Annotated in this window: 13 protein-coding genes and 3 tRNA genes; 11 read left to right on the top strand and 5 right to left on the bottom strand. The window is 35.3% G+C overall.

Annotated elements, in window-relative coordinates:
* Positions 1-62 precede the first annotated feature (62 nt).
* Positions 63-563: a phosphoribosyltransferase domain-containing protein gene (locus BUC29_RS10510; RefSeq protein WP_073416076.1), complete on the top strand. Its 501-nt coding sequence runs from the start codon at positions 63-65 to the stop codon at positions 561-563.
* Here the strand turns inward: BUC29_RS10510 and BUC29_RS10515 are convergent.
* Positions 555-1073 (bottom strand): shikimate kinase, encoded by a 519-nt coding sequence (locus tag BUC29_RS10515; protein ID WP_073416078.1) that lies wholly within the window; start codon positions 1071-1073, stop codon positions 555-557. The genes BUC29_RS10510 and BUC29_RS10515 overlap by 9 nt on opposite strands.
* Positions 1074-1200: 127 nt before the next feature.
* Between BUC29_RS10515 and BUC29_RS10520 the strand changes: the two genes are divergently transcribed.
* The 3 genes from BUC29_RS10520 to BUC29_RS10530 all read left to right on the top strand — a co-directional run bounded on the left by BUC29_RS10520 (position 1201) and on the right by BUC29_RS10530 (position 1511).
* Positions 1201-1273 (top strand) — tRNA-Lys (locus tag BUC29_RS10520).
* A gap of 40 nt (positions 1274-1313) precedes the next feature.
* Positions 1314-1386: transfer RNA gene (locus BUC29_RS10525), tRNA-Lys, on the top strand.
* 42 nt (positions 1387-1428) lie between these two features.
* A tRNA-Leu gene (locus BUC29_RS10530) sits at positions 1429-1511 on the top strand.
* A gap of 202 nt (positions 1512-1713) precedes the next feature.
* Here the strand turns inward: BUC29_RS10530 and BUC29_RS10535 are convergent.
* The 4 genes from BUC29_RS10535 to BUC29_RS10550 all read right to left on the bottom strand — a co-directional run bounded on the left by BUC29_RS10535 (position 1714) and on the right by BUC29_RS10550 (position 12376).
* Complete coding sequence (locus BUC29_RS10535) at positions 1714-5991, bottom strand: glucoamylase family protein (protein ID WP_073416080.1); 4278 nt, start codon at positions 5989-5991, stop codon at positions 1714-1716.
* A 509-nt stretch (positions 5992-6500) separates the two neighbouring features.
* A complete protein-coding gene (locus BUC29_RS10540; RefSeq protein ID WP_084538623.1) occupies positions 6501-9638 on the bottom strand; it encodes a DUF7619 domain-containing protein in 3138 nt (1045 codons plus the stop codon).
* 34 nt (positions 9639-9672) lie between these two features.
* Positions 9673-10434 carry a LytR/AlgR family response regulator transcription factor gene (locus BUC29_RS10545; protein ID WP_057124015.1) on the bottom strand — a complete coding sequence of 254 codons (762 nt, stop codon included), beginning with the start codon at positions 10432-10434 and terminating at the stop codon, positions 9673-9675.
* A 10-nt stretch (positions 10435-10444) separates the two neighbouring features.
* The gene (locus tag BUC29_RS10550) at positions 10445-12376 is read right to left on the bottom strand and encodes a tetratricopeptide repeat-containing sensor histidine kinase (RefSeq protein ID WP_084538624.1); all 1932 of its coding nucleotides are present in this window, start codon (positions 12374-12376) and stop codon (positions 10445-10447) included.
* 1073 nt (positions 12377-13449) lie between these two features.
* Here BUC29_RS10550 and BUC29_RS10555 point away from each other — a divergent pair.
* From BUC29_RS10555 to BUC29_RS10585, 7 genes are all read left to right on the top strand, one after another.
* Complete coding sequence (locus BUC29_RS10555; protein ID WP_073416086.1) at positions 13450-18708, top strand: T9SS type B sorting domain-containing protein; 5259 nt, start codon at positions 13450-13452, stop codon at positions 18706-18708.
* 87 nt (positions 18709-18795) lie between these two features.
* Entirely contained in the window at positions 18796-19713 is a 918-nt protein-coding gene (locus BUC29_RS10560; RefSeq protein WP_073416087.1) for a PorP/SprF family type IX secretion system membrane protein, read from the top strand.
* A gap of 11 nt (positions 19714-19724) precedes the next feature.
* The gene (locus BUC29_RS10565; RefSeq protein ID WP_073416090.1) at positions 19725-21656 is read left to right on the top strand and encodes an OmpA family protein; all 1932 of its coding nucleotides are present in this window, start codon (positions 19725-19727) and stop codon (positions 21654-21656) included.
* A gap of 107 nt (positions 21657-21763) precedes the next feature.
* On the top strand, positions 21764-22264 hold the full coding sequence (locus BUC29_RS10570) for a tetratricopeptide repeat protein (protein WP_073416092.1): 501 nt from the start codon (positions 21764-21766) through the stop codon (positions 22262-22264).
* Between the two features lie 140 nt (positions 22265-22404).
* Positions 22405-24468 carry a CotH kinase family protein gene (locus BUC29_RS10575; protein ID WP_073416094.1) on the top strand — a complete coding sequence of 688 codons (2064 nt, stop codon included), beginning with the start codon at positions 22405-22407 and terminating at the stop codon, positions 24466-24468.
* A gap of 15 nt (positions 24469-24483) precedes the next feature.
* Entirely contained in the window at positions 24484-25440 is a 957-nt protein-coding gene (locus BUC29_RS10580; RefSeq protein WP_073416096.1) for an ion channel, read from the top strand.
* A 74-nt stretch (positions 25441-25514) separates the two neighbouring features.
* Entirely contained in the window at positions 25515-26414 is a 900-nt protein-coding gene (locus BUC29_RS10585) for a MerR family transcriptional regulator (protein WP_073416097.1), read from the top strand.
* Position 26415 lies beyond the last annotated feature (1 nt).

The raw sequence follows: 26415 nt of genomic DNA on the forward strand, positions 1-26415 counted from the left end.
AAATCTGAATTCTAAAATCTAAAATCTAAAATTCTAATCGTATTTTAGCAAAAAAATAAATCATGAGCAAAAACATCATCTTAACCCATCAGGAAATCGAGCATAAAATAAAACGTATTGCTTATCAAATTTACGAGACTTTTGTTGACGAAGAAGAAGTTGTAATTGCCGGGATTGCTTCCAGCGGTTCTGTTTTTGCCCAAAAAATCGTGAAAGTTTTAAACGACATCTCTACTCTGAATGTTTCGTTTTGCGAAGTAAAAGTAGACAAACAAAATCCGCAATCTCCTATTCAGACTTCTTTATCTCCACAAGAATACTCGAATAAAGGATTAGTTTTGGTTGATGATGTACTCAATTCAGGAACAACTTTAATATATGCCGTTCGTCATTTTCTGGACGTTCCGCTTAAAAAATTCAAAACTGCTGTACTTGTAGACCGAAATCATAAAAAGTATCCTGTAAAAGCTGATTTTAAAGGAATTTCTTTATCAACTTCTTTATTAGAACATGTTCAGGTTGTTTTTGATGAAAACGGAGACAATTATGCTTTTCTAAGCTAAGATTTCTAAAATGTCCTGAACCGTTTCGTCGACTGTTCTATTATCAACTACAACTTTGTGCTGTGCATGGTTATAATAAAAACTTCTGTCGAATAAATGTTTGGCAATAAACTCTTTCATTTCTTCCTCTTCCATATTCGCAATTAAAGGTCTTTTACTTTTATTGTGTACTAATCTATTATATAAAGTATCAATCGAAGCCTTTAAATATATAGAAGTAAGATCGTCTCTTTGTAATAATAAATGATTATTAGCATAACATGGCGTTCCCCCGCCTAAACCTATAATACTATTTTCTGAAGATTGAATTAATTCAAGAAACATTTCATGTTCTAATTTTCTAAAATAGATCTCTCCGTGTTTCTCGAAAATCTCTTTTATAGACAAATTTGTTTTTTTTTCGATACAATTATCTAAATCCAGAAACGGAATATTTGTAATTTTTGAAAGGTTTTGGGCAATAGTTGACTTTCCGCAGCCCATATATCCTAATAAGATGATTTTTTTCATTCTAATAAAACCCTATAAACTAAGGGATTGTAAATTTTGGTTAAAAAAAGACAAATTTAAAACAAAATTGCTTGCAAATAATAAAATAAACTCCTTATATTTGCACCCGCAATCAAGAAAACAAAATGACTCGATAGCTCAGTCGGTAGAGCACATCACTTTTAATGATGGGGTCCTGGGTTCGAGCCCCAGTCGGGTCACAAAATTGTGATTTACAAAATAAGTTTTCTTGAAAGCAATGACTCGATAGCTCAGTCGGTAGAGCACATCACTTTTAATGATGGGGTCCTGGGTTCGAGCCCCAGTCGGGTCACAAAAGGTCGAGTATTAATTTACTTGACCTTTTTTGCATTTAGGCCACGTGGAGAAACGGTAGACTCGCCATCTTGAGGGGGTGGTGCTCGCAAGGGCGTGTGGGTTCAAATCCCACCGTGGTCACTTTCTAATTTTAGAACTCATCATTAAATACCGAAGATGAATTCCAAAAAATGAAATACTAACAGTAAAAGAATTAAAAAAAGGATGTGTCGAATTATTTCATCACATCCTCTTTTGCGTATTATTCATGCTATAATAATTACACCCAAGTATTCTTTAAAATTGAGAGAAATTCTTTAACACTATCAAACTTAACTATTGGTTATTTATTAGCATCAAGAAGCAAATCCTGATAGAATGTAATGTTACGTACATTGACAGGATCCCAGCCTCCGTTTGAAATACGATGCAACTCGATATAATAAACTCCTTCTTCTAAATAAACATCACCTAACTGCTTGATTTTATAGTCTGCTAAATTATTATTAGCTATAAATGGATATTTAACACTTGAAACATCATTTATCACTAATTGAAATTCTCCCGAATAACCTGCCAATTCACTTTGCCAGTGATAAAAACCCGACACATTTACTCTTACTCTCCATGCAGCATACGAAGCCGGATTTGTCCATCCTCCAATGTTATAATTAGGAGCATGTTCTATAGTGATGCCGCTTCCATGCAGAATAGCATTTTTAGCAGGAAGAACAAGAGTTCTATCTTCATTTTGATTTATAATAGGAGTTTTATCGATTGGCGGATGAATGGAAATTTGACGCACATTAACAGGATCCCAGCCTCCATCAGAAACACGATGGAGCTCAATATCATACACACCAATAGGCAAATTAACCATTCCTATCGTTAAGGTTTGATAGTTTTCAAAGCCACTTGTTGTAATAGCAAAGGGATATGGACCTTGATCTATTCCTTTTATTTTCAGTATAAATTTTCCGGAATAACCTGACACAACTGCATCTAAAATAAAATTTCCGGGTTGTGTAACCTCAACGTGCCATGTAGCAAATTTAGAATCATCTGTCCATCCTCCCAGATTATAAACAGGTCCATTTTCAATAATTAATCCGGTTGTAACAGCATCTACTGCATTCAAATTAAGCATACCATCCTTGAATTGTTTAACAAAGCTGATAAGTATATCTACGATTTCTGACATTTCTAAGACAATGGTTGTACTAATATTATCAAGAGGATTAGCAGGTACCGAAATAACATATCCCGAAGCAATGTCATTTGGAACTATATCTAATGCTTTTTTTGCAGCATCAGCAAGAAAGTATGCCTTGATAACAGTTCCGTCATGTAGATCAGGTACCGCTAAACTTCCATCTTTAGGCCAATGATCTGTAAATACATGCAGAAAAAGATATTGTGTGCCGTCTACAATTTTACGGGTTACACGCCCCCAAGACAATTGTTTAGTATACGGACTTGGCTGTACTTTTTCTATAGCTGTTTGATTTACTGACATCCAAACTGCAAAGCCTTTCAGTCTGCTTATAGCTTCTGGCGGAAATGAACCATCTCCTTCAGGGCCAATATTGAGCAGAAAATTTCCTCCCTTACTTACAATATCAATCAATTTTTGAAGTAGATCTGTCTCTGTTTTCCATCGCGGGTCGTAAGCATCATATCCCCAATTATCATTCATAGTCATACACGTTTCCCAGTCTGTTCCATTTCCGTTAGGCGGCATATCAGGAATATTTTGTTCCGGAGTTCTGTAATCTCCTGTTAAACCATCCTCCATTCGGTTATTGAATATTAAGCGGTCTGATCCGGGAATGTTTTTAATAGCCTTCATCATTCGATAACGGAATTCTGGCGTACTTGCGCCTCCCATATCCCACCATATCAAGTCAATATCATAATCATTAATCATAGTTTTGATATGAGGGACCACAATTGTATCTGTATATTTTGATTTGTCCTCATAAGATGCTTCATGATTCGCTGTTGCATTTTGAGGGATCCAGCCCATTCCTCCCGGATTTAACCAATCAAGGCATTGAGAATAGTAGAATCCAATTTTCAATCCTTCCGCACGAGCTGCAGTTACCAGATTTTTCAAAATATCTTCCGAAATATTGGTCTCATCCTCAATATTGCATCCAATGTGATGTGTATGCATTAGAGCAAAACCTTCGTGGTGTTTGGCCGTAATAACAATATATTTCATGCCGGCATCTTTTGCCATTTTCACCCAGTTAATTGCACTGAAATTTTGCGCTGTAAAACCTTCCTTCAATCTTTTTTTGTATTCATCTCTGGGAATTTGGGCAGCAAACATGATCCATTCTGCATATTGGCCCGAAATGTAAGGTTCTCCTGTAGCGGGATCTATTTTAATAGTCCCATCCGGGTTAATCCATTCTGGACGATAAGCAGAATAGTAATCTTTCATCCAATAATCGGGATCAACATACGGACCTGTTTTCATTAGAGTTGGTCCTTTATAGAATCCAGCAAGTGCTGAGTAGCCGCCCCAATGCAAAAACAACCCAAAACCAGCCTCACGCCACCAAGCCATTCGTTCGTCTTTGTGTGCTTTTGTTTCCAGCGTTGCTACATAAAGATTATTGCTCAGCTTTGTATAAAGATTTTGATTATCATCTCTTCCTCTTACAGAAAAGAAGTAAATATCAAAAGGATTCAGATTATGAATCGTAATAGAATTTCTGGTAACATTTTGATGAAATACGCCTTCTTTAAAAACATCATATGAAGTGATTCCGGGAAGTTCATCCCACGATAAAGAAATCGAATTAGTCTGTATATCGGTTGTTACGAGTTCTTTAGGATTGTTGTTATAAAAAGGGTCAATATCAATTTCGGTATCGCTAAAAATCAGCTCATCAATATAAACAATATCACCTATGGCACGATTATCCGTAAAATCAGGCTGAATGCCAAACGTAGAGACATCTTTTACTTTGTTTGTTAATAAATCAAAAACAGCAACTCCCCATTCGTTTACTTTATCTAAAGGGCTTTGAGACAAAAATTCATTCGAAATACTAATCCTAATTTGAGAATTGGGATTATTGCGATAATATTTCATGTACAAATATTTATACTCAGAAAGCGGCTCTTTTAGCGTGCAGAAAAATCCTGCCCACTTAGCAGTATTGTCAATTCTTTTAAATTTTAGGACTTTATCACTTTGGTTAACTCCTGTTTTATCCGGATTATCTACCACGGTAATCTGCATATCGCCTGCCGGATTTATATTTATTTTATCTGTAAAGTTGATTTTTCCGTTTTCAAAATTATCAATCAAAAGTGGTTCTCTAATAATTGGACGCGGATAATAATCCGGTTTAAAGTTTAATTTACCTAATGCAGTCTGAATTTCAGGAGCCGACATAAAATAATCCCAAAGCAAACCGGAACGATAATTTTCGATCATACAAATAATTGGACCCTGATCGATAGCCAGATAACTGCTGTCGACCCAATTTACACTCTGATTAAAAGAGTCTACAAATCCTGCTTTTTCGTTCCAGATTTTTGTTCCTAACTCTTCATAAAAATATCTCAGCGCAGCTAATGATTCTTTGGGTGTATAAGGCATAGACGAAATAGCCGCTGTAGGAGCAATTACACCTTTGTCATTTCCGGGCGAATGGGCACTGTAATTAGTATTTCCATCAGATGCCGTTAATCCCCAGGCTTTATTTTCGCCATATCCTTTATATCCTAGCGGATTTTGTTCGCAATACGCTCTGTTTATTAAAGTATGCGCTACATTTTGCTGAAAATAATTTACGTCATTGTAAGTATCCCGCAGATTCTTTGGATTAAATCCTAAAAATGAATAATGAGCAAAAAATAAAGGACCGCCTTTTGCATTTCCATTGCCTATAGGAAGCGTAATATCGTAAAACTTTTGATTTTTGCTTTTATAAGTACCACCAGATGACCAGCCGCTTTGCCACAAACTTGGATTTATGGCATGCGTAGGCGAAGCAATAGCCAGCAAATAGGTAATCATACACTCGTTCCAGCCAATAATTGGCAATTGAATTACGTTTTGAAATTCATTATCACAATGCCAATACAACTTATCTGATCCGAATGTAAAATAATTCCAGTCGACATTATTCCAAAGTTTGTTGATCTTAACAACCAAATCTTGTTCTGTCAAAACAGGCTCATTAAAATACTGACGTGCTGTAATCAAGCCCTGCATCATAAACGAGGTTTCAACTAAATCAGCTCCATTGTCATTTTTACTAAACGGAACCGTTTCGCCTGTATCTCCATTAATCCAATGAGCAAAGGCTCCTTTATAACTAACAGCAGAATTAGTTAAGAAATCAACAATTTTTTCAATACGCTGACGTCCTTCTTCCCTGGTAACAAATCCTCTCTCGATGCCTACTAAAATAGCCATCACTCCAAATCCAGAACCGCCTGAAGTAACGACGTTTCCTGCACTTCCCGAAACAGGAATTCGCTCATGTGCCATACCAGAAAAACTTGATGCGTGGTCCCAGAAATATTTAAATGTGTATTGCTGCGTTTTAGTAAGCAGCTCTTCATCTGTAAGTGTTTGTAAGGTGGATTTTTTCATAACATTAATTAGTTTAAGATTTAAATAACATTATTGTTGATTTTTAATTCTGCCTTTAGAAGTGTAATTTGGCATGACAAAGCAGCTGTCTAGCTAATTGTTGTTCTCTAGATTCTATACATTATTCTTAATGCTTTTTATAGAATAACATATTTCAACATTCTTACTATTTGAAAAATTTATGATGCCTTTAGTTGCAGTAAATAATTACTAATGGCGGTTCATGGTTGTTGGCTAAAAACAAAAAAAAAGGCATTTAATCCATTATTAAACACTGTTAATCAGTACTTTAAAAAAGAAAACGAAGATAATTAATTATTTTATAATTTTGACACACGAAGGAATAATATTACTTTTTTTTAAAAAAAAATTCTGTTATGTGAATTAAAAATCTATAAATCTTCAACAAAAAATTCAAGATTTAAATTTTTATTTTCAGCAAAGAAAAAGCCTCTCAAAGTCATCAAACTTTGAAAGGCTCTTAAATCAGAATAAAATCTTAACCTAAATTATTCTTTAATTACCTTTTCTACAGATTTTCCTTTTTCAGAAGTTATTCTGATAAAATACAATCCGTTGGATTTGTCTGAAAGATTAATTTTAGAACTGTTTTTGTTTTCAATTACCGTTTGAAGTATTCTTCCCTGCACATCAAACAGTTCAATTAATTTTAATTCATTATCACAATTAATAAACACCTCGCCTTTTGTTGGATTCGGATAAATCTTTATGCTTTTATCAGATTCAAAATCTTTATTTCCTAATGATTTAAAAATAGTTTCGGCTGTATTGGTATCAATTGCTTCGTTGTAGTCAAAATAAATACTAGCTTCTTTTTCGACCTCATCGCCTGAATTAAGAGAAGGAAGTGTTTTTATCTTAAATAAGATATTTCCGTGTCCGCCAACCGGAGGTGTTTTAGAAACGCTCAAATTGATTTTAGCAAAAATAAACTCGGCTACATTTCCTTTTATAGCAACATTTACGGAATGCGAAGCATCTAAAAGCTGAAGTGAATTAATATCATATTTCGTTTCATCGATGACCACTTTTACCACTACATTTTCAGCTTCAGCCGTTCCTGTGTTTTCAAAATTGATTCCGTAATGCAGATAATCTCCAATTGTCGATGGCGAAACGATCTCTCCTTCTAAACAGGTAATATCATTTGGATCAAATGAACCTATTATTTCCTGATTGAAGACAAACTGGTTGTCTGCCGGAATAATATCTCCTGCGATTGGATTTATTGTTGCTGTGAAGTTTAAAACATCTCCAATATTAGCCGGAGGACTTTGAACCGGAGTATTTACATTTAATCCCACATAGATTCTTCTGCTTTCAAATGGAAGTAAATTTGAATAATTCCACCCTAAAACACCCGGCGTTTGAATATTTGGCGCCAGCGTTGCAATTCCGTAATGCAAAATATTTTGATTATATGTAAAATCAACCGTACCGTTTAGAGTTTGATTTCCTTTGTTTCGTATTAAAATCTCATACCAAGCCATAAATCCTGGTTTTGCCGGATATATGGGAGCAATTACGATTTCAGCATCGCTATTTATACCTAAGGCGCTTACGCAGAAATCTTGTGCAGCTATATTATTATTGTTGTCTGCAAATGAAACATTTGGTGCAGTTGGCGAAATAGAAAAGAATGAAGAATTTTCAACTGCAGTGAGTACATTAAAATTTCCCGCATCTGTAAAAAAAGTATATTTCCCATTCGCATCTGTAAACGTTGAACTTATCGAAACTCCATCGGTTAAATTTACTTTTACATTTGCTTGTTTAGGATCAGCTGCATCACAACCATTGTTATCTACATCAAAAGCAATTGTTCCCGTTATTGTATTGTAATTTCCACCTGGATTAAAACTGCAATATGAGTTTACAACGACGGAATTTAAACCTAAACCTGTAAAATAAGTTTTTGTTTCGGCCACATTTGCATCATCCTGACAAACAAAAATTAAACTGGTATTTCCGGTATTAAAAAACAAATCTTCGTCACGTCCGTTTTTTGCAAATACCATTTTTAAATTAGAATTATCATTTGCTGTTAAAGATTGAAAAGTTGAAAAATTCGAAACATCAATATTTTCTAATCCGGTTTTTGAAACATTTAAAATTTTTACATCTGGTGAATCTGAGAAATCAACCGCTGCTAAAGGAATATCTGAAAAAAATACATTGGTCAAAGCACTGCAGTTTGTTAAATCAATGGAATTAATATTACTATAACTGCAGTCTAAAGTATTTAATTTGCTTAGTCCCGATAAGTTCAAAGAGGTTAATGGTGCTTTTTGAACATTTGTTCCGGCAAGTGTAAGTATTTCGATTGAGCTGCAGCCCTGAACATTTATAGAATTCAATACAGTACTGGTATTACTGAGAAAAGTAAGTGAACTGCAATTTGAGAAATCACCATTTACCATCGGATTATTTTGAATAATTGCATTCTCTAAATTTGTGCATCCCGAAAGATTTAGAGTTGCGGTTGGATTATTGTCCAGCTGCAGCATTTCTAAATTGGTATTACCAGAAAGATCCAGCGAAGGAATTTGATTAGAATCCAGATAAACATTTTTTAAATTAACCGCTCCTGTAAAGTTTAAATTTGAAATAGAGTTTGTCGATGCTCTAAGATCAGTAACATTTGGAGATGCACTTAAATCTAATGCCGTAAGCTGATTATTACTGCAGTCTATTGTAGTAAGTGCCGAACATCCAGTGAGACTCAAATTCGTCAAGCTATTATTTTTTATATTTAATACCTGCAATGCGCTGCAGCCTGATAAACTTAAAGAAGTTAAGAGATTATCCGGAATTTGAAGATTTGCTAAACCTGAACAATTTGTAAAATCAGCAGTTTTTAAAGTGTGATATAAAAGAAAAGTAGATTGTGGAAAATTCAGCAGCGTGCAGCCTGAAGCATTTATGTTTTCTAAAGTTGGATTATCTGTAATTAAAAAAGTTGTCAGTTTTGTTAATCCCGAAACATTAATAGATACCAGTTTATTATTTACCGCATTAAAATATCCCAGATTTGGACAGCCTGTTAAATCTAAATCTGTTAAAACATTGTCTTCTACATACAATTGTGTTAGACCTGAAAGATTGCTGGTGCTGAAAGCTGACAAAACAGGGTTTTGCTGAGCCACAATATTAGAAAGACTGGCACAATTTGAAATATTCAAAGTAGTCAACAGCGGATTTTCCATAAAAGTAACCGTCGTTAAACCATTCATTCCAGAAATTACTGCCGTAGTTAAGGCTGGGCTTTTGATATAAATCGTTTTCAAATTCGTCATTCCGCTTAGGCTGATAGAGGTCGTATTAATTCCATTAAAACCTAATTCTGTAACGTTTGTAAAACCTTCAATACCCTGAATATTAGTCACCAAATTAGCATTGGTTCCTTCTATCCAAAGTTTATCGATCAAAGCCGCTTCCGAAACCTGAATTTGATTATCAAAATTAGTATCGATTCTCGTAACAGCAACACCGCCGGAATAAGCTGTAAAATTTGCCGCACCGCCATTTACCAGCATATTTTTTAATGTTGGATCAGCAAAAGTCAAAACCTGAGCTTTTAGCATTATGGTAAAGAGCAATAAAAATAAGGGTAATTTTTTTCTCATAATTAATTAGTATTTTGTTTTTGGGGAAATAGTTTTAAAGAGCGTTTATTAATTCCTGCAGCTTTTCTTTTTTACTCTGCGCAATCGGAATATTCGAATTATCGGCCATAATCACATATCCGCCATCAGTCTTTATATAAGATTTGAGATAAGATAAATTGATTAAATGCGACTGATGAATGCGCTCAAAACCATGTTCAGACAGTAATTCTTCGTATTCTTTAAGCGTTTTAGAAATTAATATCGGCTTGTGGTTTTTAATAAAAAACTGGGTGTAATTAATTTTTGCTTCACAGCGAATGATATCCGAAACTTCAAATAAATGAATACCGTCACTGGTAGAAAGTGCAATTCGTTTAAAATTGTCTACTTTTTTTCGGATGTTTTCCAACAGCAAATCGATGTTTTCAAAAGAATTGTTTTTCCCAACAGCTTCCTTAATCTTTGCCATTGTATCCTGCAATTCTTCCGGGTCAACAGGTTTTAGAATAAAATCAAGAGCACTAAATTTAAATGCTTTTACAGCGTATTGTTCATGCGCAGTGATAAATACGATGTGAGCATTTAATTTTCCGTTTACTTTATTTAGTCTTTCGAGAATATCAAAACCAGTTCCGTCGGTTAAATGAATATCCAGAAAAATAACCTGAGGCCTTAATTTTTCAATAACGGCAATTCCGGTTTTTACACTTTCGGCTTCGCCAATAATCAAAATATCATTTGTATAACGTTCTAAAAGCGCTTTTAGACCTGTTCGCAAATGTTTGTCGTCCTCAATTAATACTGCTGTTATCATGTATTTAAATTTAAGATATGTATTGAACAGGAAGACGTAAAACGACTTTTGTTCCTGTTTTTTTATTTTCAGATTGCAATTCTATTATTTCTATTTGTGCCGATTTAGAAGTTATCGATTCCATAATTTCCAAACGTTTTTTAGTAATTCCCAAAGCCATAGATTTATGCGCGGTAACGGAGTTTTCTTTTAAATGTTTCGATTCAGACAAACCGATTCCGTCATCTGTAATGGTACAGATTAATTTTTCATTTTCAACATCAAAATCAACCTCTATTTTTCCGGTTCCTTCTTTGGGAACAATTCCGTGAAGAATGGCATTTTCAACAAAAGGCTGAATCAGCAGCGGCGGTAGTCCCATATTAAATTCAACTCTTTCGCTGGATTTTATTTCAAATTCAAATTTGTCATGAAAACGAAGTTTTTCTAATTCCAGATAATTCTGCAGACTTTCAATTTCTTTATCAATCGGAATCAACGAACCTTTTGAATATTCAAGAGTAAGACGCATTAATTTTGAAAATTTTGAAAGATATTTCAATGCCGAATCTGTTCCGTTCTGCACTATAAAACTCGAAATCGAACTCAGACAATTAAACACAAAATGAGGGTTCATTTGCAAATGCAGCGCTTTCTGTTCATATTCGGCAACTTCTTTTTTTAATGTCAGCTGGCGTTTCACCTGCATTCGGTTATAAATTACCAATATCAAAGCAATTAAAAGCAATGCGCCTAAAATCGAGAAAATAATAAACTGAATCTGCCTTTTATTTTTTTCAGATAATAAAGCTTCTTTTTTTCTGTATTCATAATTGACTTCTGCCAAAGCAAATTTTTGGCTTGTTGTTTCATTAATAATACTATCGCGCGCCTGAACATAATTTTTATAATGCTCTAATGCTGCTTTTGGATCATTTAAAGCTTCGTATAATTCGCTCAATAATTTTTCAGAATGATACGTTTGGTCCAGCACACCAATTTCTTTTGCATAAGCCAATGATTTTACTGCAAAAGGCATTGCATCATTATATTTTTTCTGATTTTGAAGCAACCCCGCAATATTGTATAAGGAAAGTGAAGCACCAAATTTATTCTGTAATTCTTCATACAAATTCAGAGACTTTGTATAATATTCATTGGCAAGATTTATATCGTTTTCTTTCTTATAATAATCACCTAAGCAATTACAGAGCAGAGCAAATCCGCGTTTATTATCATTAGTTTCAAAAAGCTTTTTGGCTTTTTCATAATAGATCAATGCATTTTTATTTTGTTTGGTTTCAAAATAAATCGCACCAATATTGGTCAGAGTAACAGCCGCATTTTGCTCTCCTAAAGCCGTTTGAATCTTAGATGCCTTTTTGAGATATTCTAATGCTTTGGGATAATTTTGCTGAGACTTATAAATAATCCCGATATTATTTAAGATTTTGGAAACACTCGCCTGTTCATCAATTTTCTGATACAATTTTAAAGCTTCTTCGTAGTTTTTTAAAGCTAGAATCTGATTGCTTTGTTCCGAATACACAACGCCGGAACTTGCATAAGCACGCGCCAGGCCGCTTTTTACTTTTTTCCCGGAATCTTCTTCTACTATTTTTTTAAACTCAATTTGAGCTTTTTTAAAATACTGCAAAGCATTCGGGTAATTTCCTAAAATAATCGAAGCATTTCCTTTATTCACATAAGCCTCAGCAAGTCCAAAAGTAAAATCAGATTTCAAACTTAAACTGGCTGCTTTTTGGGCAAAAAATAATGTCGAATCGGGATTGATTTCCTTATATAAATTGGCAATTTTATTATACTGATTAATTTTTGAAGTATCAATTTTAGTATAATGCAGCACTCTTTTTAGGCTGTCGATCTGCACGTTTTGAGCATTCGAAATCTGCCATGTAAAAAAGAATAAAAAGAAAATTATTAGACGTAATTTTTGACTCACTATTTTTTAATTTGCTTGTTGTGAAACAAATGTATAATATGTTTTCTACTATTTTAACATCACTTATTATTTATCAGGTTTCAATTATTATTTGGTTATTTTCATTTATTTAAAAAAAGTAAATCAACTCAAAAGCCTTATAAAAAAGAACTTTCATTTTTTAAAATTGTTCTTAAAATACATTTTCATCACAAATAAACCATTTTGATGTTTTGTAACTTCAACTCATTAAAAAATCCAAAAAAAGTAGAATATATTTCACTAAATCTGCTTTCACATCCATTAATTAGCTAAATCGAATAGCTTATCGAAAACAATTCTTTCATGATCTGCATATCGGCCTTTAAAAAGGATTATCATTTGTTTTATCTAAGCTGAATTTGGGGCAAAAACATTGATACAAAAAACAATGAATTATAGAATAGAAGTCTTTCATATTTTAAATTTTGATGGATTTAATAAGCATAATAAAAAACGTCTCGACAAAACACTATAATTTCCTGTTAGTGAGAAATTTTTGGAATGAAAAAAAAATTTTTTTAAAATCGATTTCAAAACAATTAATTCTTACAAATAAAAACATAAAAAAATATCACAATTAATTAAAAATCAGTACATTTAAAAACTAATTCACTTTATTACCATTTTAAATAACATGCATTAATGTAGGATTTAAAAATCATATTAAATCCCATATTTTTTTACTAACTGCCTTTAGATTCAAATATACATAGGTTTTTATATCAGCCTTTATGCTAAAATCTAACTTTCCAATTCAGTTATTGTTATTAGTAAAAAATCCATACCTAAAAATTCTATGTGTATTTTACTGTACTACTTACTGAAAATACAATTAGTCGGATTTATTAGTTTTTATAAAACTGATTTTGTCTTATTCTGTTGATTTTAAATCTTTTTGCGGCAAAATTACATTCTATTTATAATGAATTTCGCCCACCCTTTCTAAATAGGGAATTATAACATTAAAAAACATAAAATCCGACCAGATTATTTTAAAGCCAGCTGATGGCATGCGAACGTTTGGAAATACTTGTTTAATAAAAAGACAATTTATGAAGACAAAAATTACTTTACTTATAACTTTTATTTTTGCATGTTTTATTGGCGTCAATCTACATGCACAAACTGTGAGCGGTACGTCCAGTAATACAGGATGCCAAAACAGTGGTATTATTACCTCGACCAGTACAGGCTTAGGTGCAACTCCTCAGTATCAGCTTTTAAAGGCCGGTATTGTCGTTTCTCCGGTTCCTGGAGACAATACACAATTTACAAGTAACCCTGTTTTTGAAGGATTAAGTTCCGGAACTTATGTGGTAAGAGCAAGAGCAACATCTGGTGGAACTGTTTATTCGAGTTCTAATATAAATGTTACAGATGGTTATACTGCAATGTCAGTGACAACGCCAACTAAAGTTGCCAATTGTGTTGGCGGTACAGCTCAACTAACTGCAACAGTTGCAAACGGTAAAGCTCCTTTTACTTTTACTATTGCCTCACAAACAGCACCGACAACAATTTTACAAAACAGCGGAAGTATAGCTTCTAATACCTTTACTTTTAATGCTCTTTCTGCCAATAGTTATATAGTAAGTGTTACAGATTCATGTGGACAGACAATTACAGGGGCAACTTCTATTTCTAATCCTACTGTAGGGCTTGCTAATATAAAATTAGGAAGTATTGCATATCCAAATTATACAACAACTTATAATTGTTCAACACCTCTTACGATTAACAATGAAACACTTTTTCAATATATTTCAAATAGTACAACATTATCCCCGGCTGATGCTGCAAATTTTTCTTGGAAAATTAAATATCAGGGACAATTATACGGTCAAGATATCGATGCTGACGGTTACAGTGATATTGGAGGAGCAGGATATTCACCTCTTTTACAAAGAGCGACTCTTCCAGTAATTGCAGATAGGGCTGGAGTAGAAGCAGATATTAATAATATGAAAGTAGTATTGATTGATAATTGTGGAAATCAAAAAGAATTCCAAATAACTCAAGTTACCGGTTATGTATCCATATATAATTGTGGAGGAGTAGGAATTGTCAGACTTCAAGCTAACAGATTAGCTTGTTACCCAATGAATATTACATTTACAAACATTAATAATTCTTCGGATGTTATTACAAAAACTGCAACACTTCCTGTCGATAATGTAGAAGGACTTACAACTGGAGCCACTTATAACGTTACCTATGTTGACGCGGCAGGAGTTACTACAGGAAATCTAAATCTTCCTGTCTCTCAAAATATTACTATACCCTCAGTAACCACATTGACTATTGCTCAAAGTAATTTTGGAGTACAGCAAAACCTTAATGTCTTGGGCTATGGAAGGTTGTTGATTGGGGTAACACCAGTTCAAATAGCAAATAATTTTATTAATTATACAGTTACTGCATCTAATAACCCTTTGGTTCCTGTTGGATATAGCTCAGGTACTACATTAGACGGAAGTGGAAACGCGTATCTGCCAAAAATAAATGCAATGGATCCCAATGGTTATTGGCCAAAAGGTAACTATACTCTAGATATAACTACTTCTTGCGGGACTCGAACACTAAATGTTACTGTAAAAGGTTATTTGGCAAGTCTATCCGGTAATACCACAACACCAGTCTGCGGAGGATTCAATTATGTAATGAACGGAAATTTTGATGACCCGACAGCCTATCAGGTTATTGTTGTTTCTGGTCCATCAAGTGTTGGTCAGGTTAGGGATATGGCCAGCGCAACGGCTTCGCTTCCTTTTAACGGACTTGGCTATGGAACCTATGTTTTCGGCTTACGCATTAAAGGAGGAACCACAGACGTTTTAACCCAAACAGTCACTTACGACGCCAATAATGCGATTATAGTCGACAAAACAAACACAGGCGGCTATGTGTGCGCAACTGGAGCAACAAACGGTGTTTTAACCATTACGGCAGCTTCCAATTCACCCGCACCTGGAAATGTTCTGGAATACGCTTTGAGCACAGACGGCGGATCGACTTTTGGAGCTTACCAGAGCGGCAACATTTTCAGTGGACTTACCGATGATACCTATTATTTCAGGATAAAAGACGGATGCGGGAATGTAATCACGCAATCGGCTCAGATTGGAGTGGCTGCAGCTCCAGATGCAACAGCCGACGGACACAATACACCTGCAACACTTTGTAATGCCTCATCTGGAACTATTCAACTTGATGTTGATGTTTTTGGCGCACTGTCATATCTGTGGACAGGCCCCGGAATAAATGCATCCAATCAGGATCAGAAAAACCCATTAATTAACAAGGCTGATTTGAGTGTCGGAGCAAATAATTATACCTGTACCGTTACTTTTGGAGCACCTTGCAATAGCAGCACAGTGTCCAATCTGGTTATCAATATCAATGCCCTTCCCAATATAAGAGTTACAAATCCAACTCCAGTCTGCACACCGGGAACAGTCAATCTTACTGATTCTGCCATTACAGCAGGAAGTACTTCAGGACTTTCATATACATATTTTTCAGACGAACAGGCAACGGTTCCTGTTTCGGATCCTTCAGCGGTAAATATTTCGGATACTTATTATATAAAAGGAACTGATGCCAACGGCTGCAGCAGCATAGTGCCCGTAATAGTTACAATCAACGATCTTCCGCAGGCTATCGTTTCATATTTATCGCCCTATTGCCAAACGGGAACTGCATTACCGGAACAATTGGGTGTGGCAGGGGGAACGTATAGTTCGGATGCTGGTCTTGTGATAGATTCCAATACCGGAGAGATAGATTTAACCGCTTCGTCATTAGGGCTTCATACCATCACTTATACCTTCAGTGACGGCAGCTGTTCCAATGCCGTTACAACAGATATAATAATCAATGCGCTTCCAACGGCTTCGATAAGCTATCCGAACGGTCCTTATTGCAATAGGGGAACTGCATCATCTGTAGAAACAGGCATTACCAGCGGAAAGTACAGCTCGGATGCGGGGCTTGCGATAGATGAGCTGACAGGGGATATTGACCTTGCGGCTTCTATATCAGGAAATCATACAGTAATTTACGAATTCAGCAACGGAACCTGTTCAAATGTAACAACGGCAGATATCACAATAAACCCGACGGCTCTTCCTTCTGCTTTGACAGATGTAACGGCAGAATGTACGGTCGCATCCTTAACTGCACCGACACTTACTGATCCTTGTGCGGGAACCATTACCGGAACCACAGCGGCATCCTTACCAATCACAGCGCAGGGAACAACCGTGGTCAGCTGGACTTTTGATTATGGAAACGGATACACTCAGACCGTAAACCAGAATGTAATTATAAAAGATATAACACCTCCTGTAGTTCCGGTACTGGACGATGTAACGGCAGAGTGTTCGGTCGCATCCTTAACTGCACCGACTACGACAGATGCGTGCGCGGGAACCATTACCGGAACCACGACTACTGTTTTCCCAATCACAGCACAGGGAACAACCGTGGTCAGCTGGACTTTTGATGACGGGAACGGAAACAGTTCAACAGCAAACCAGAATGTAATTATAAAAGATATAACACCTCCTGTAGTTCCGGTACTGGACGATGTAACGGCAGAGTGTTCGGTCGCATCCTTAACTGCACCGACTACGACAGATGCGTGCGCGGGAACCATTACCGGAACCACGACTACTGTTTTCCCAATCACAGCACAGGGAACAACCGTGGTCAGCTGGACTTTTGATGACGGGAACGGAAACAGTTCAACAGCAAACCAGAATGTAATTATAAAAGATATAACACCTCCTGTAGTTCCGGTACTGGACGATGTAACGGCAGAATGTTCGGTCGCATCCTTAACTGCACCGACTACGACAGATGCGTGCGCGGGAACCATTACCGGAACCACGACTACCGTTTTCCCAATCACAGCACAGGGAACAACCGTGGTCAGCTGGACTTTTGATGACGGGAACGGAAACAGTTCAACAGCAAACCAGAATGTAATTATAAAAGATATAACACCTCCTGTAGTTCCGGTACTGGCTGATATATCAGGGTGCTCGGTGACACCTCCAATTCCAACAGCAGCAGACAACTGTTCGGGAATTATTACCGGAACCACGACTACTGTTTTCCCAATCACAGCGCAGGGAACAACCGTGGTTACCTGGACGTTTGATGACGGTAATGGAAATATTACAACCGTTGATCAGAATATAATTGTCAGCTCCATTGCGTTGTCCGGAAATGAAACTGCAGCATGCCTGACCAATACAACTGGTTATATAGTAACCTTAACAGTAAACGGTCAGGCGCCTTACACGGCATCTGGTACAGGAGCGCCGGGGGTATGGGCCGCAAATGTATGGACCTCTAATACTATTGCTTCAGGTACTAATTATAATGTAAATATTCAGGATGCAAATGCATGTAATACTTTAACAGTATCAGGTTCAGCCCCAAACTGCTGTATCTTTAATGTAGTATGTCCAACCTTTACACCGGTATCTGTACAGTGCTATGATGAGCTGCCATCAGCTACCAGTTTAACCCAGGCTGAATTTGAAGCATTAGGGAATGGTGACGGGAGCATAGCGGCCACACATTGCGGTATAATTGAAATTAGTGCCGCAAACAGCCCATATCAAGGCTGTAATGCCAACATAACCAGAACCTATACCATAACGGAATATGAAGATACAAACTCAAATGGTGTACGTGATGAGGGAGAAAACACAGTCCTAAATACTTCAGTATGTACACAGATCATTACAGTACATGACACCACTGCGCCTGTTTTCGCTGAACCTCTTCCTCAGGCTGTTGTCTATGCAGACTGTCAGACAATTCCTGATCCGGTAATTTTAACCGCAGTAGACAACTGCGGCAGTGCTTCGGTTACTTATACAGAAACAAAGGCAGATGGTGACTGCAGCAGCAAGTATTCACTCATTAGAACATGGATTGCATCTGATCAGTGTGGAAACGAAAATTCTTTCGTCCAGACAGTAAATGTTTCGTGTATTCTAAATATTTATAATGCTATATCTCCTAACGCAGATGGTAAAAATGATAGTTTTAAAATTGATGGAATCGATTGTTTCCCTAATAATACTGTCAGAATTTACAATCGATATGGAGTGATAGTCTACGAGAAAAAAAGTTATGATAACGTAACTAATCCTTTTGAAGGATTCTCAGATGGACGCGCGACCCTACAAAGAAAAGACAAACTTCCAACAGGAACTTATTTTTATATTCTCGAATATGAAGATAATGGAAATCATGTCAACAAATCGGGTTACTTATATATTAACAATCAATAATAAAATAAAAGCAAGACAGCTATCCAGCAGTCTTGCTTTTGTTTTTAACACAATAAGCTACAGTTTTAAATCATACACATCTAAAATATGAGAACAAAATTATTTTTCTTCATCATTATGTCCATAACCCTTTGTGGTTATGCACAACAGGATGCACAGTATACGCAGTATATGTACAACACTATCAATATAAATCCTGCTTATGCTGGATCCCGCGGGGCGCTGAGCATTTTCGGACTCTATAGAACTCAGTGGGTCGGTTTGGACGGAGCTCCTGAAACAAGTGCCTTCTCAATTAACACCCCCATAAATAATAGCAGGATCGGGATTGGACTTTCTCTTGTAAATGATAAAATCGGACCGACAAACCAGAATGATTTATCGGCTGATCTCTCCTACACCATCCAGACATCACCCAGTTTTAAACTCTCTTTCGGAATCAAGGCAACTGCTAATTTATTTAATCTGGACATCAACAAATTAAATCCGGAAGATCAGGGAGATCCGCAGTTCCAGGACCTTGACAATAAGTTTTCTCCAAATATTGGAGCTGGTGTTTACTGGCATTCCGATAAAGCCTATATCGGATTATCAGTCCCTAATTTTATCGAAACCAATCGTTATGATGATAATGATGTGGCCATTTACAAAGACAAAATCAATTATTATTTAATAGGAGGTTATGTTTTTAATCTCGATAAATATCAATACTTTAAATTTAAACCTGCAGTGCTGACTAAAATGACCGAAGGGGCTCCTCTTCAGGTTGATATCTCTGTCAATTTTATGTTTATAGACCGATTTGTGCTGGGAGCTGCTTACAGATGGAGTGCATCTGTAAGTGCAATGGCCGGATTTCAAATCACCGACGGGCTTTATATTGGATACGGATACGATCGGGAAACTACCAGACTGAATAATTACAACTCAGGCTCCCATGAAATATTCCTGCGGTATGAGTTCTTCAAAAATAATGGCAGAATGATAACTCCTCGTTTCTTTTAAAATTAATAATCATGAAAAATTTTATACTTCATTGTTTAATAATTCTAAATGTTTTTTGTGGATACTCTCAAAAGTCTGAGCTTAACTCAGGCGGTAAAAAATATGAACAATATGCGTATGTAGATGCCATTAAAACTTATGAACGCGTGGCCGATAAAGGGTACAAATCTGAAGATTTATTAAAAAAACTGGGGAATTCCTATTACTTTAATTCTGATTTTGAAAGTGCCGCTAAATGGTATTCAGAACTTTTTGTCATGAATCCGTCGCCTGAGTCCGAATATTATTACCGGTATGCACAGTGTTTAAAATCAACCGGACAATTAGACAAGGCTGATAAAATCCTAAACGAATTCAACACTAAATACAAAAACGACTCAAGGGTAAAACTTTACAGCAATAATGTCGATTATCTTGATAAAATAAAAGCTAATTCAGGGCGTTATAAAATTGAGAATGCCGGAATTAACTCTAAATATTCAGATTACGGAAGTTTCATCTATGACAATAAAATCTATTTTGCATCAGCAAGGGATACGGGGAATTTTTCCCAGAGAAAACACAAATGGACCGGCGAATATTTTACCAATATTTATGATGCCGATATTAATTCTCAAAATGATTCTTTAGGCAGAGTCAACAAAATACGATCTGAAATAAACAAACGTTTTCATGAATCTTCTCCTGTTTTTACCAAAGACCGAAATACAGTTTATTTTACACGAAACAATTTTCTGGATGGCAAAAAAGGAAAAGACGTCAATAAAATTACATTGTTAAAAATCTACAAGGCCTCACTTGAAAACGGCAAATGGACCAACATTACCGCTCTTCCTTTTACAAGTGATAATTACAGTACAGGACACCCCGCATTGAGTCCGGATGAAAAAACAATGTATTTTGCAGCTGATATGCCAGGAACTATCGGACAGTCTGATATTTACAAAGTAAGTATTAACAGCGATGGAAGTTTTGGAACCCCGCAGAATCTTGGAAAAGAGATTAATACTGAAGGAAAAGAGACTTTTCCGTATGTAACCAGCGAAAACGAAATTTATTTTGCCTCAGACGGACATCCGGGACTAGGTGGGCTGGATGTTTTTGTGGGACACATTGAAACCGACGGAATCATAAGCGGAATCGAAAATTTAGGCGCCGATGTTAACTCTCCAAAAGATGATTTTGCTTACATAATTGATCCCGTTACAAGAAAAGGATATTTTTCCTCCAATAAAGACGGGGGACTTGGCTCTGATGATATCTACAAATTTTTAGAAACAAAACGTTTAAAATGTACTCAGGAATTAAATGGTATCATAACCGATGCCGCGACCGGTGAAATTCTTCCTGGAACTAAAGTAACTTTATACGAAAACCAAGTCATAAAAAATTCCACTATTTCCGGTTCTGACGGGTACTATAATTTTATTGTAGAATGTACAAAAACATACAATGTAAGGGCAGAAAAACCCGAATATGCAACTAAGGAAGTCAGCATAACAATTCCTCAAAAAACCGGAAAAACAGATTTACCCATGGCACTTGACAAATCGGTCTGCAAAGTTGCTATCGGGGATGATTTAGGAAAATGTTTCGGTATAAAAATGATTTATTTTGATCTTGATAAATCGAATATACGAACTGAAGCTGCATTGGATTTAGAAAAAATACTCGATGTTTTGAAACAATATCCAAATATGAAACTAGATATCCGTTCTCATACAGACAGCCGGGCTTCCTACCAATACAATCAGGTTTTATCTGATAGAAGGGCTAAATCAACCATTGACTGGCTTATTCAAAACGGCGTAGTCAAAAACCGTTTAACCGGAAGAGGTTATGGAGAAACTGAACTCTTAAACGACTGCTTTGATAATATTAACTGTACCGAAGAACAGCATCAAATGAATCGGAGAAGTGAGTTCATTATTACGGGATTGTAACATAAGTTGTTTTTATTATCAACAATTTCAAAAAACAATACTTTACAAAAACAAAACTTTCCTAAATTCGTTAGTAAATAATTAATCACTAATCCCAAATTAGTTTTATGAAAAACCTACTATTATTATCATTTATCATGATAAGCTTTTCGTCGTGGTCACAAACCGCAGAAATTTATTTTAATAAAGCTTTTAACAAAGCTGCGGCTGGAAATTACAAAAGCGCCATTGCTGATTATACAAAAGCCATTGGCAAAAATTCTAAATTTATTGAAGCTTATCAAAATCGAGGTGTTGCAAAATATAAGCTCAACGACTTAAAAGGCGCTATGGATGATTTTAACAAAACAATCGAATTAGACAACATGAATGCCGATGCCTTTACCGGGCGTGCCAATGTATACTTTATGCTTTTAAAATATAAAGAAGCGATTCAAGACTGTACATCATCACTTGGTTTAAACCCAAGAGATTACGTTGCCTACAATCTAAGAGGTTTGGCTTATAATAAAATTGGAGATAAAGCAAATTCCTGTAAAGATTTTTTGAAAGCAATCGAATTAGGAAGTCAAAGTGCCTTAAAAAATAAAAGCACTTTTTGTAAATAATAAATCAAATTTATATTAACAAAAAGTAATCTGCAATAGAATCTCTTTGCAGATTACTTTTTATATCTTATTCGTAAAAAAATTACACTCATTTTTTAATAATATGGTTATTGTTACATTTGTTACAAACTAACATAACCATGATAAAACACTACTTTTCAAAACCTTACGCCAAAACTTTTATAGTATTGATATTCTTTTTTTCAATACATATAAAAGCGCAGACTTTTACCGACAGCAATTTACCTATTGTTGTCATTAATACAGATATTGATCCGAACACAAATCAGCCTATTGAAATTCCGGACGATCCTAAAGTTCTGGCTACAATGAAAATTATTAAAAGACCAGACGGAAGCCGAAATTATCTAACTGATATTAATACAGCCGCTTATTTAAATTATAACGGAAGAATTGGTATCGAACTTCGCGGATCGACTTCGCAGTCGCTTCCTAAAAAGCCTTATGGCCTTACAACTCTAAAAGCTAATAATACCAGCAATAATAATGTAAGCTTATTAGGAATGCCGATAGAAAACGACTGGATTTTAAATTCTCTGGCCTTTGATCCGTCATGTATTCGCGACTATTTGTCTTATAATTTATCAAGACAAATTGGCGATTATGCTTCCCGAACTGTTTATTGTGAAGTTGTCGTAAATAATGAATACAAAGGATTGTATATTTTGCAGGAAAAAATAAAATCAAATGTCAACAGAGTAAATGTTATTAAAATGGCCGATACCGATAATACACTTCCAAATATGAGCGGGGGCTATATCACAAAAGCCGATAAAACAACCGGCGGCGATCCCGTTGCCTGGACAATGCCATCTTATATTGGTTCTGTTGATTTTATTCATGAATTACCTAAACCAGAGAATGTTACAGTTCAGCAAAATGATTATATAAAAGGACAATTTCAAAATCTTGCAGCTACTTCAAATGCTCATAATACAGATTTAGCAACAGGATATCCATCCGTAATTGATGTACCTTCTTTTATAGATTATATGCTTTTGGCAGAATTGGCTTCAAATGTCGACAGTTATCAATTCAGCACTTATTTCCATAAAGACAAAGAAGGAAAACTTCGGGCAGGTCCAATTTGGGATTTTAATTTAGCATACGGAAACGATTTATTTATGTGGGGCTATGACCGCAGTAAATATGATGTTTGGCAATTTTCAAACGGCGATAATGAAGGCGCTAAATTTTGGCAGGATCTTTATAATGATGCAACTTATAAATGTTACTTTTCTAAAAGATGGAACGAACTTACGCAGCCTGGACAGCCTTTAAACTATAACAGCTTAAATCAGTTTATTGACGAAACGATTACTTACATAAGCGAAGCAAAAGTTAGAGAAAATCAAAAATGGGGAACAATTCCAAACGATGCACTTGAAATCAGTAATCTAAAATCGTTTTTATCGAATAGAATATCATGGATGACAGGTCAATTAGGAAGTTTCAGCAGTTGCAGCAATGTTGAAATTCCTTCTCTGGTTATTACAAAAATAAATTACAATCCGGGAGTTTCTGCCAGTTTTCCAACGAGCAATGATCTTGAATTTATACAAATAAAAAATACCGGAACTACAACCGTAAATTTAACCGGAGTTTATTTAAGAGAATTAGGACTTTCTTACCAATTCCCGGCAAATTCAACACTTGCGGCAAATCAGGAAATCTATATTACAAGTAATAAAACCACTTTTGAATCTAAATATGGTATAACCGCTTTTGGACAGTTTTCACGAAATCTTTCAAATACATCTCAAAAAATTGTTTTAGCAGACGGATTTGGAAACACGATTGATTCTGTTGAATATTCTAACATAAGCCCATGGCCAAATGCAGACGGAAACGGAAGCTATTTACAGCTTTCGAGTACAGATTTAGACAATGCGCTGGCTTCGAGCTGGACTGCCGTATCAGACGGGAATTTATCTCTGGCTGAAAATCCTGAATTAAAAACAGCGGTTTTATATCCAAATCCGGTAAATAATTCTTTAACAATCCAGGCTGAAAAGCCAATTTTAAATTACAAAGTTTATGACGTTCTCGGGCGTTTATTATATGAATCTAAGCAAGATTCAAACACCATAAAAACAGATTGGAGTTTATATCCAAAAGGTGTATATTTCATCTCGATTTCAAATGAAAACGGATCAAGCACCAAAAAAATAATTAAACAATAATCTGCAAAAAACCTAATGTCACTATTAAGAAAAATAAGTAATCTTCAAACCGATAAAAATTCAGGATTTGGCACAAATGCCGGAAGCTACGGCGGAAGATTCGTAAACAAAAACGGAACTCCAAATATCGAAAAAAGAGGGATGAACCTGCTGCGCAGAATCAGCTGGTATCATACTATGATCGATATGCCAAACTGGAAATTCATGCTCATTTTGTTTTCTTTCTATATTGTGATCAATTTAATTTTTGCTGTTCTGTATTATGCTATTGGAATTGAACATCTGGACGGAATTTCAAAATCCAGCGATATTTTAACCCAATTCGGGCAGGCTTATTTTTTCAGTGCACAGACTTTTACAACTGTTGGTTACGGACATATTAGTCCAACCGGATTTTTAACAAGCGCTTTATCTGCCGCCGAAGCGCTGATAGGTTTACTTAGTTTTGCCATTGCAACAGGTTTATTTTTTGGAAGATTCAGCAAACCAACTGCCTTTTTAAAATTTTCACATCACGCCTTAATTTCTCCTTATGGAGAAATTAAAGGCTTAATGATACGTCTTGTGCCTTTTAAAAACACCAATTTTACAGACGCCGCAGCAAAAGTTACTTTAGGAATGAGCATTGAAGAAAACGGCCAGAGAGTAAATAAGTTTTACAATCTAAATCTCGAATTAGACCGAATTAATGCACTCTCGTTAAGCTGGACATTAGTACATCCTATTGATGAAAACAGTCCGCTGTATAATTTTACCGAAGAAGATTTCAAAAATACACACGGAGAAATTCTGGTTTTCATAACCACTTTTGATGACATGTTCAGTAACACCGTGGCAGCCAGAACTTCGTATACTTTTAGTGAAATAATTTACGGAGCAAAATTTCAAACCATGTACAACCGAAGTAAAGATGGTTCTAAAACAATTTTACATTTAGACAAATTAGATAAGTTTGATACTACAAACTTCTAATAAAACATGATTTTCAGGTAGTTTTACGGGTTTTTTGAGATTTTATTCTATTTTTGTTTACATAATCGCATCAAATGGTAAACAATATAAAAACTGTTTTCAGTATAAAAGATCTTGAGAATTTATCCGGAATAAAAGCACATACAATTCGTATTTGGGAAAAAAGATATAACATTTTAGAACCAATGCGTACTGATACCAATATAAGGCTTTATAATCTTCAAAACTTACAAAAACTACTAAACATCACATTATTACACGAATACGGTTATAAAATCTCTAAAATCGCAACCTATCCGGAAGAAAAAATTCCGCAGCTGGTTCGTGAAATCATATCAAAGAAAAACTCTCAAAATTACGCCATAACATCTTTTAAAATGGCTATGATGAATTTTGATCAGGAACTGTTTTTCAACACTTTTGACTGGCTTATTTCTGAAAAAACATTTAAGGAAGTTTTTAAAGAACATTTTTTACCTCTTTTGAAGGAATTAGGATTATTGTGGCAGTCTGAAACGATTACACCAGCAAATGAGCATTTTATGAGTCATTTGATTAAGCAGAAAATATTAATTTATACTGAAAGCCTTCAAATTCAAAAACCTACCAAAACTGACAGAATTTTTGTGCTTTCGCTTCCGCTGAATGAAATTCACCAGATTGGTCTTCTTTACCTTCAATATGAAATCCTTTCTAAAGGATACAAAACCATTTATTTAGGCGAAAGTATGCCAATTGAAAATTTACAGGATTTAACCAAACATTTTGAAAACATCACTTTTGTTTCGTTCATGACAATCCAGCCGGATCGCAACGTAATTAACCAATACGTAAAGTCTATGGGTCAAAAATTACTGCAAAAAAACAACGAAATCTGGCTTATGGGAAAAATGGTAGAACATATTGAAAGAAAAGCTTTACCCGAAAGAATCAAAATTTTTGAATCGATGGAAGAAACTATGGACATGATTTAAT

It is taken from the genome of Flavobacterium defluvii (assembly GCF_900129555.1).
In the GTDB taxonomy this organism is placed as follows: domain Bacteria; phylum Bacteroidota; class Bacteroidia; order Flavobacteriales; family Flavobacteriaceae; genus Flavobacterium; species Flavobacterium defluvii.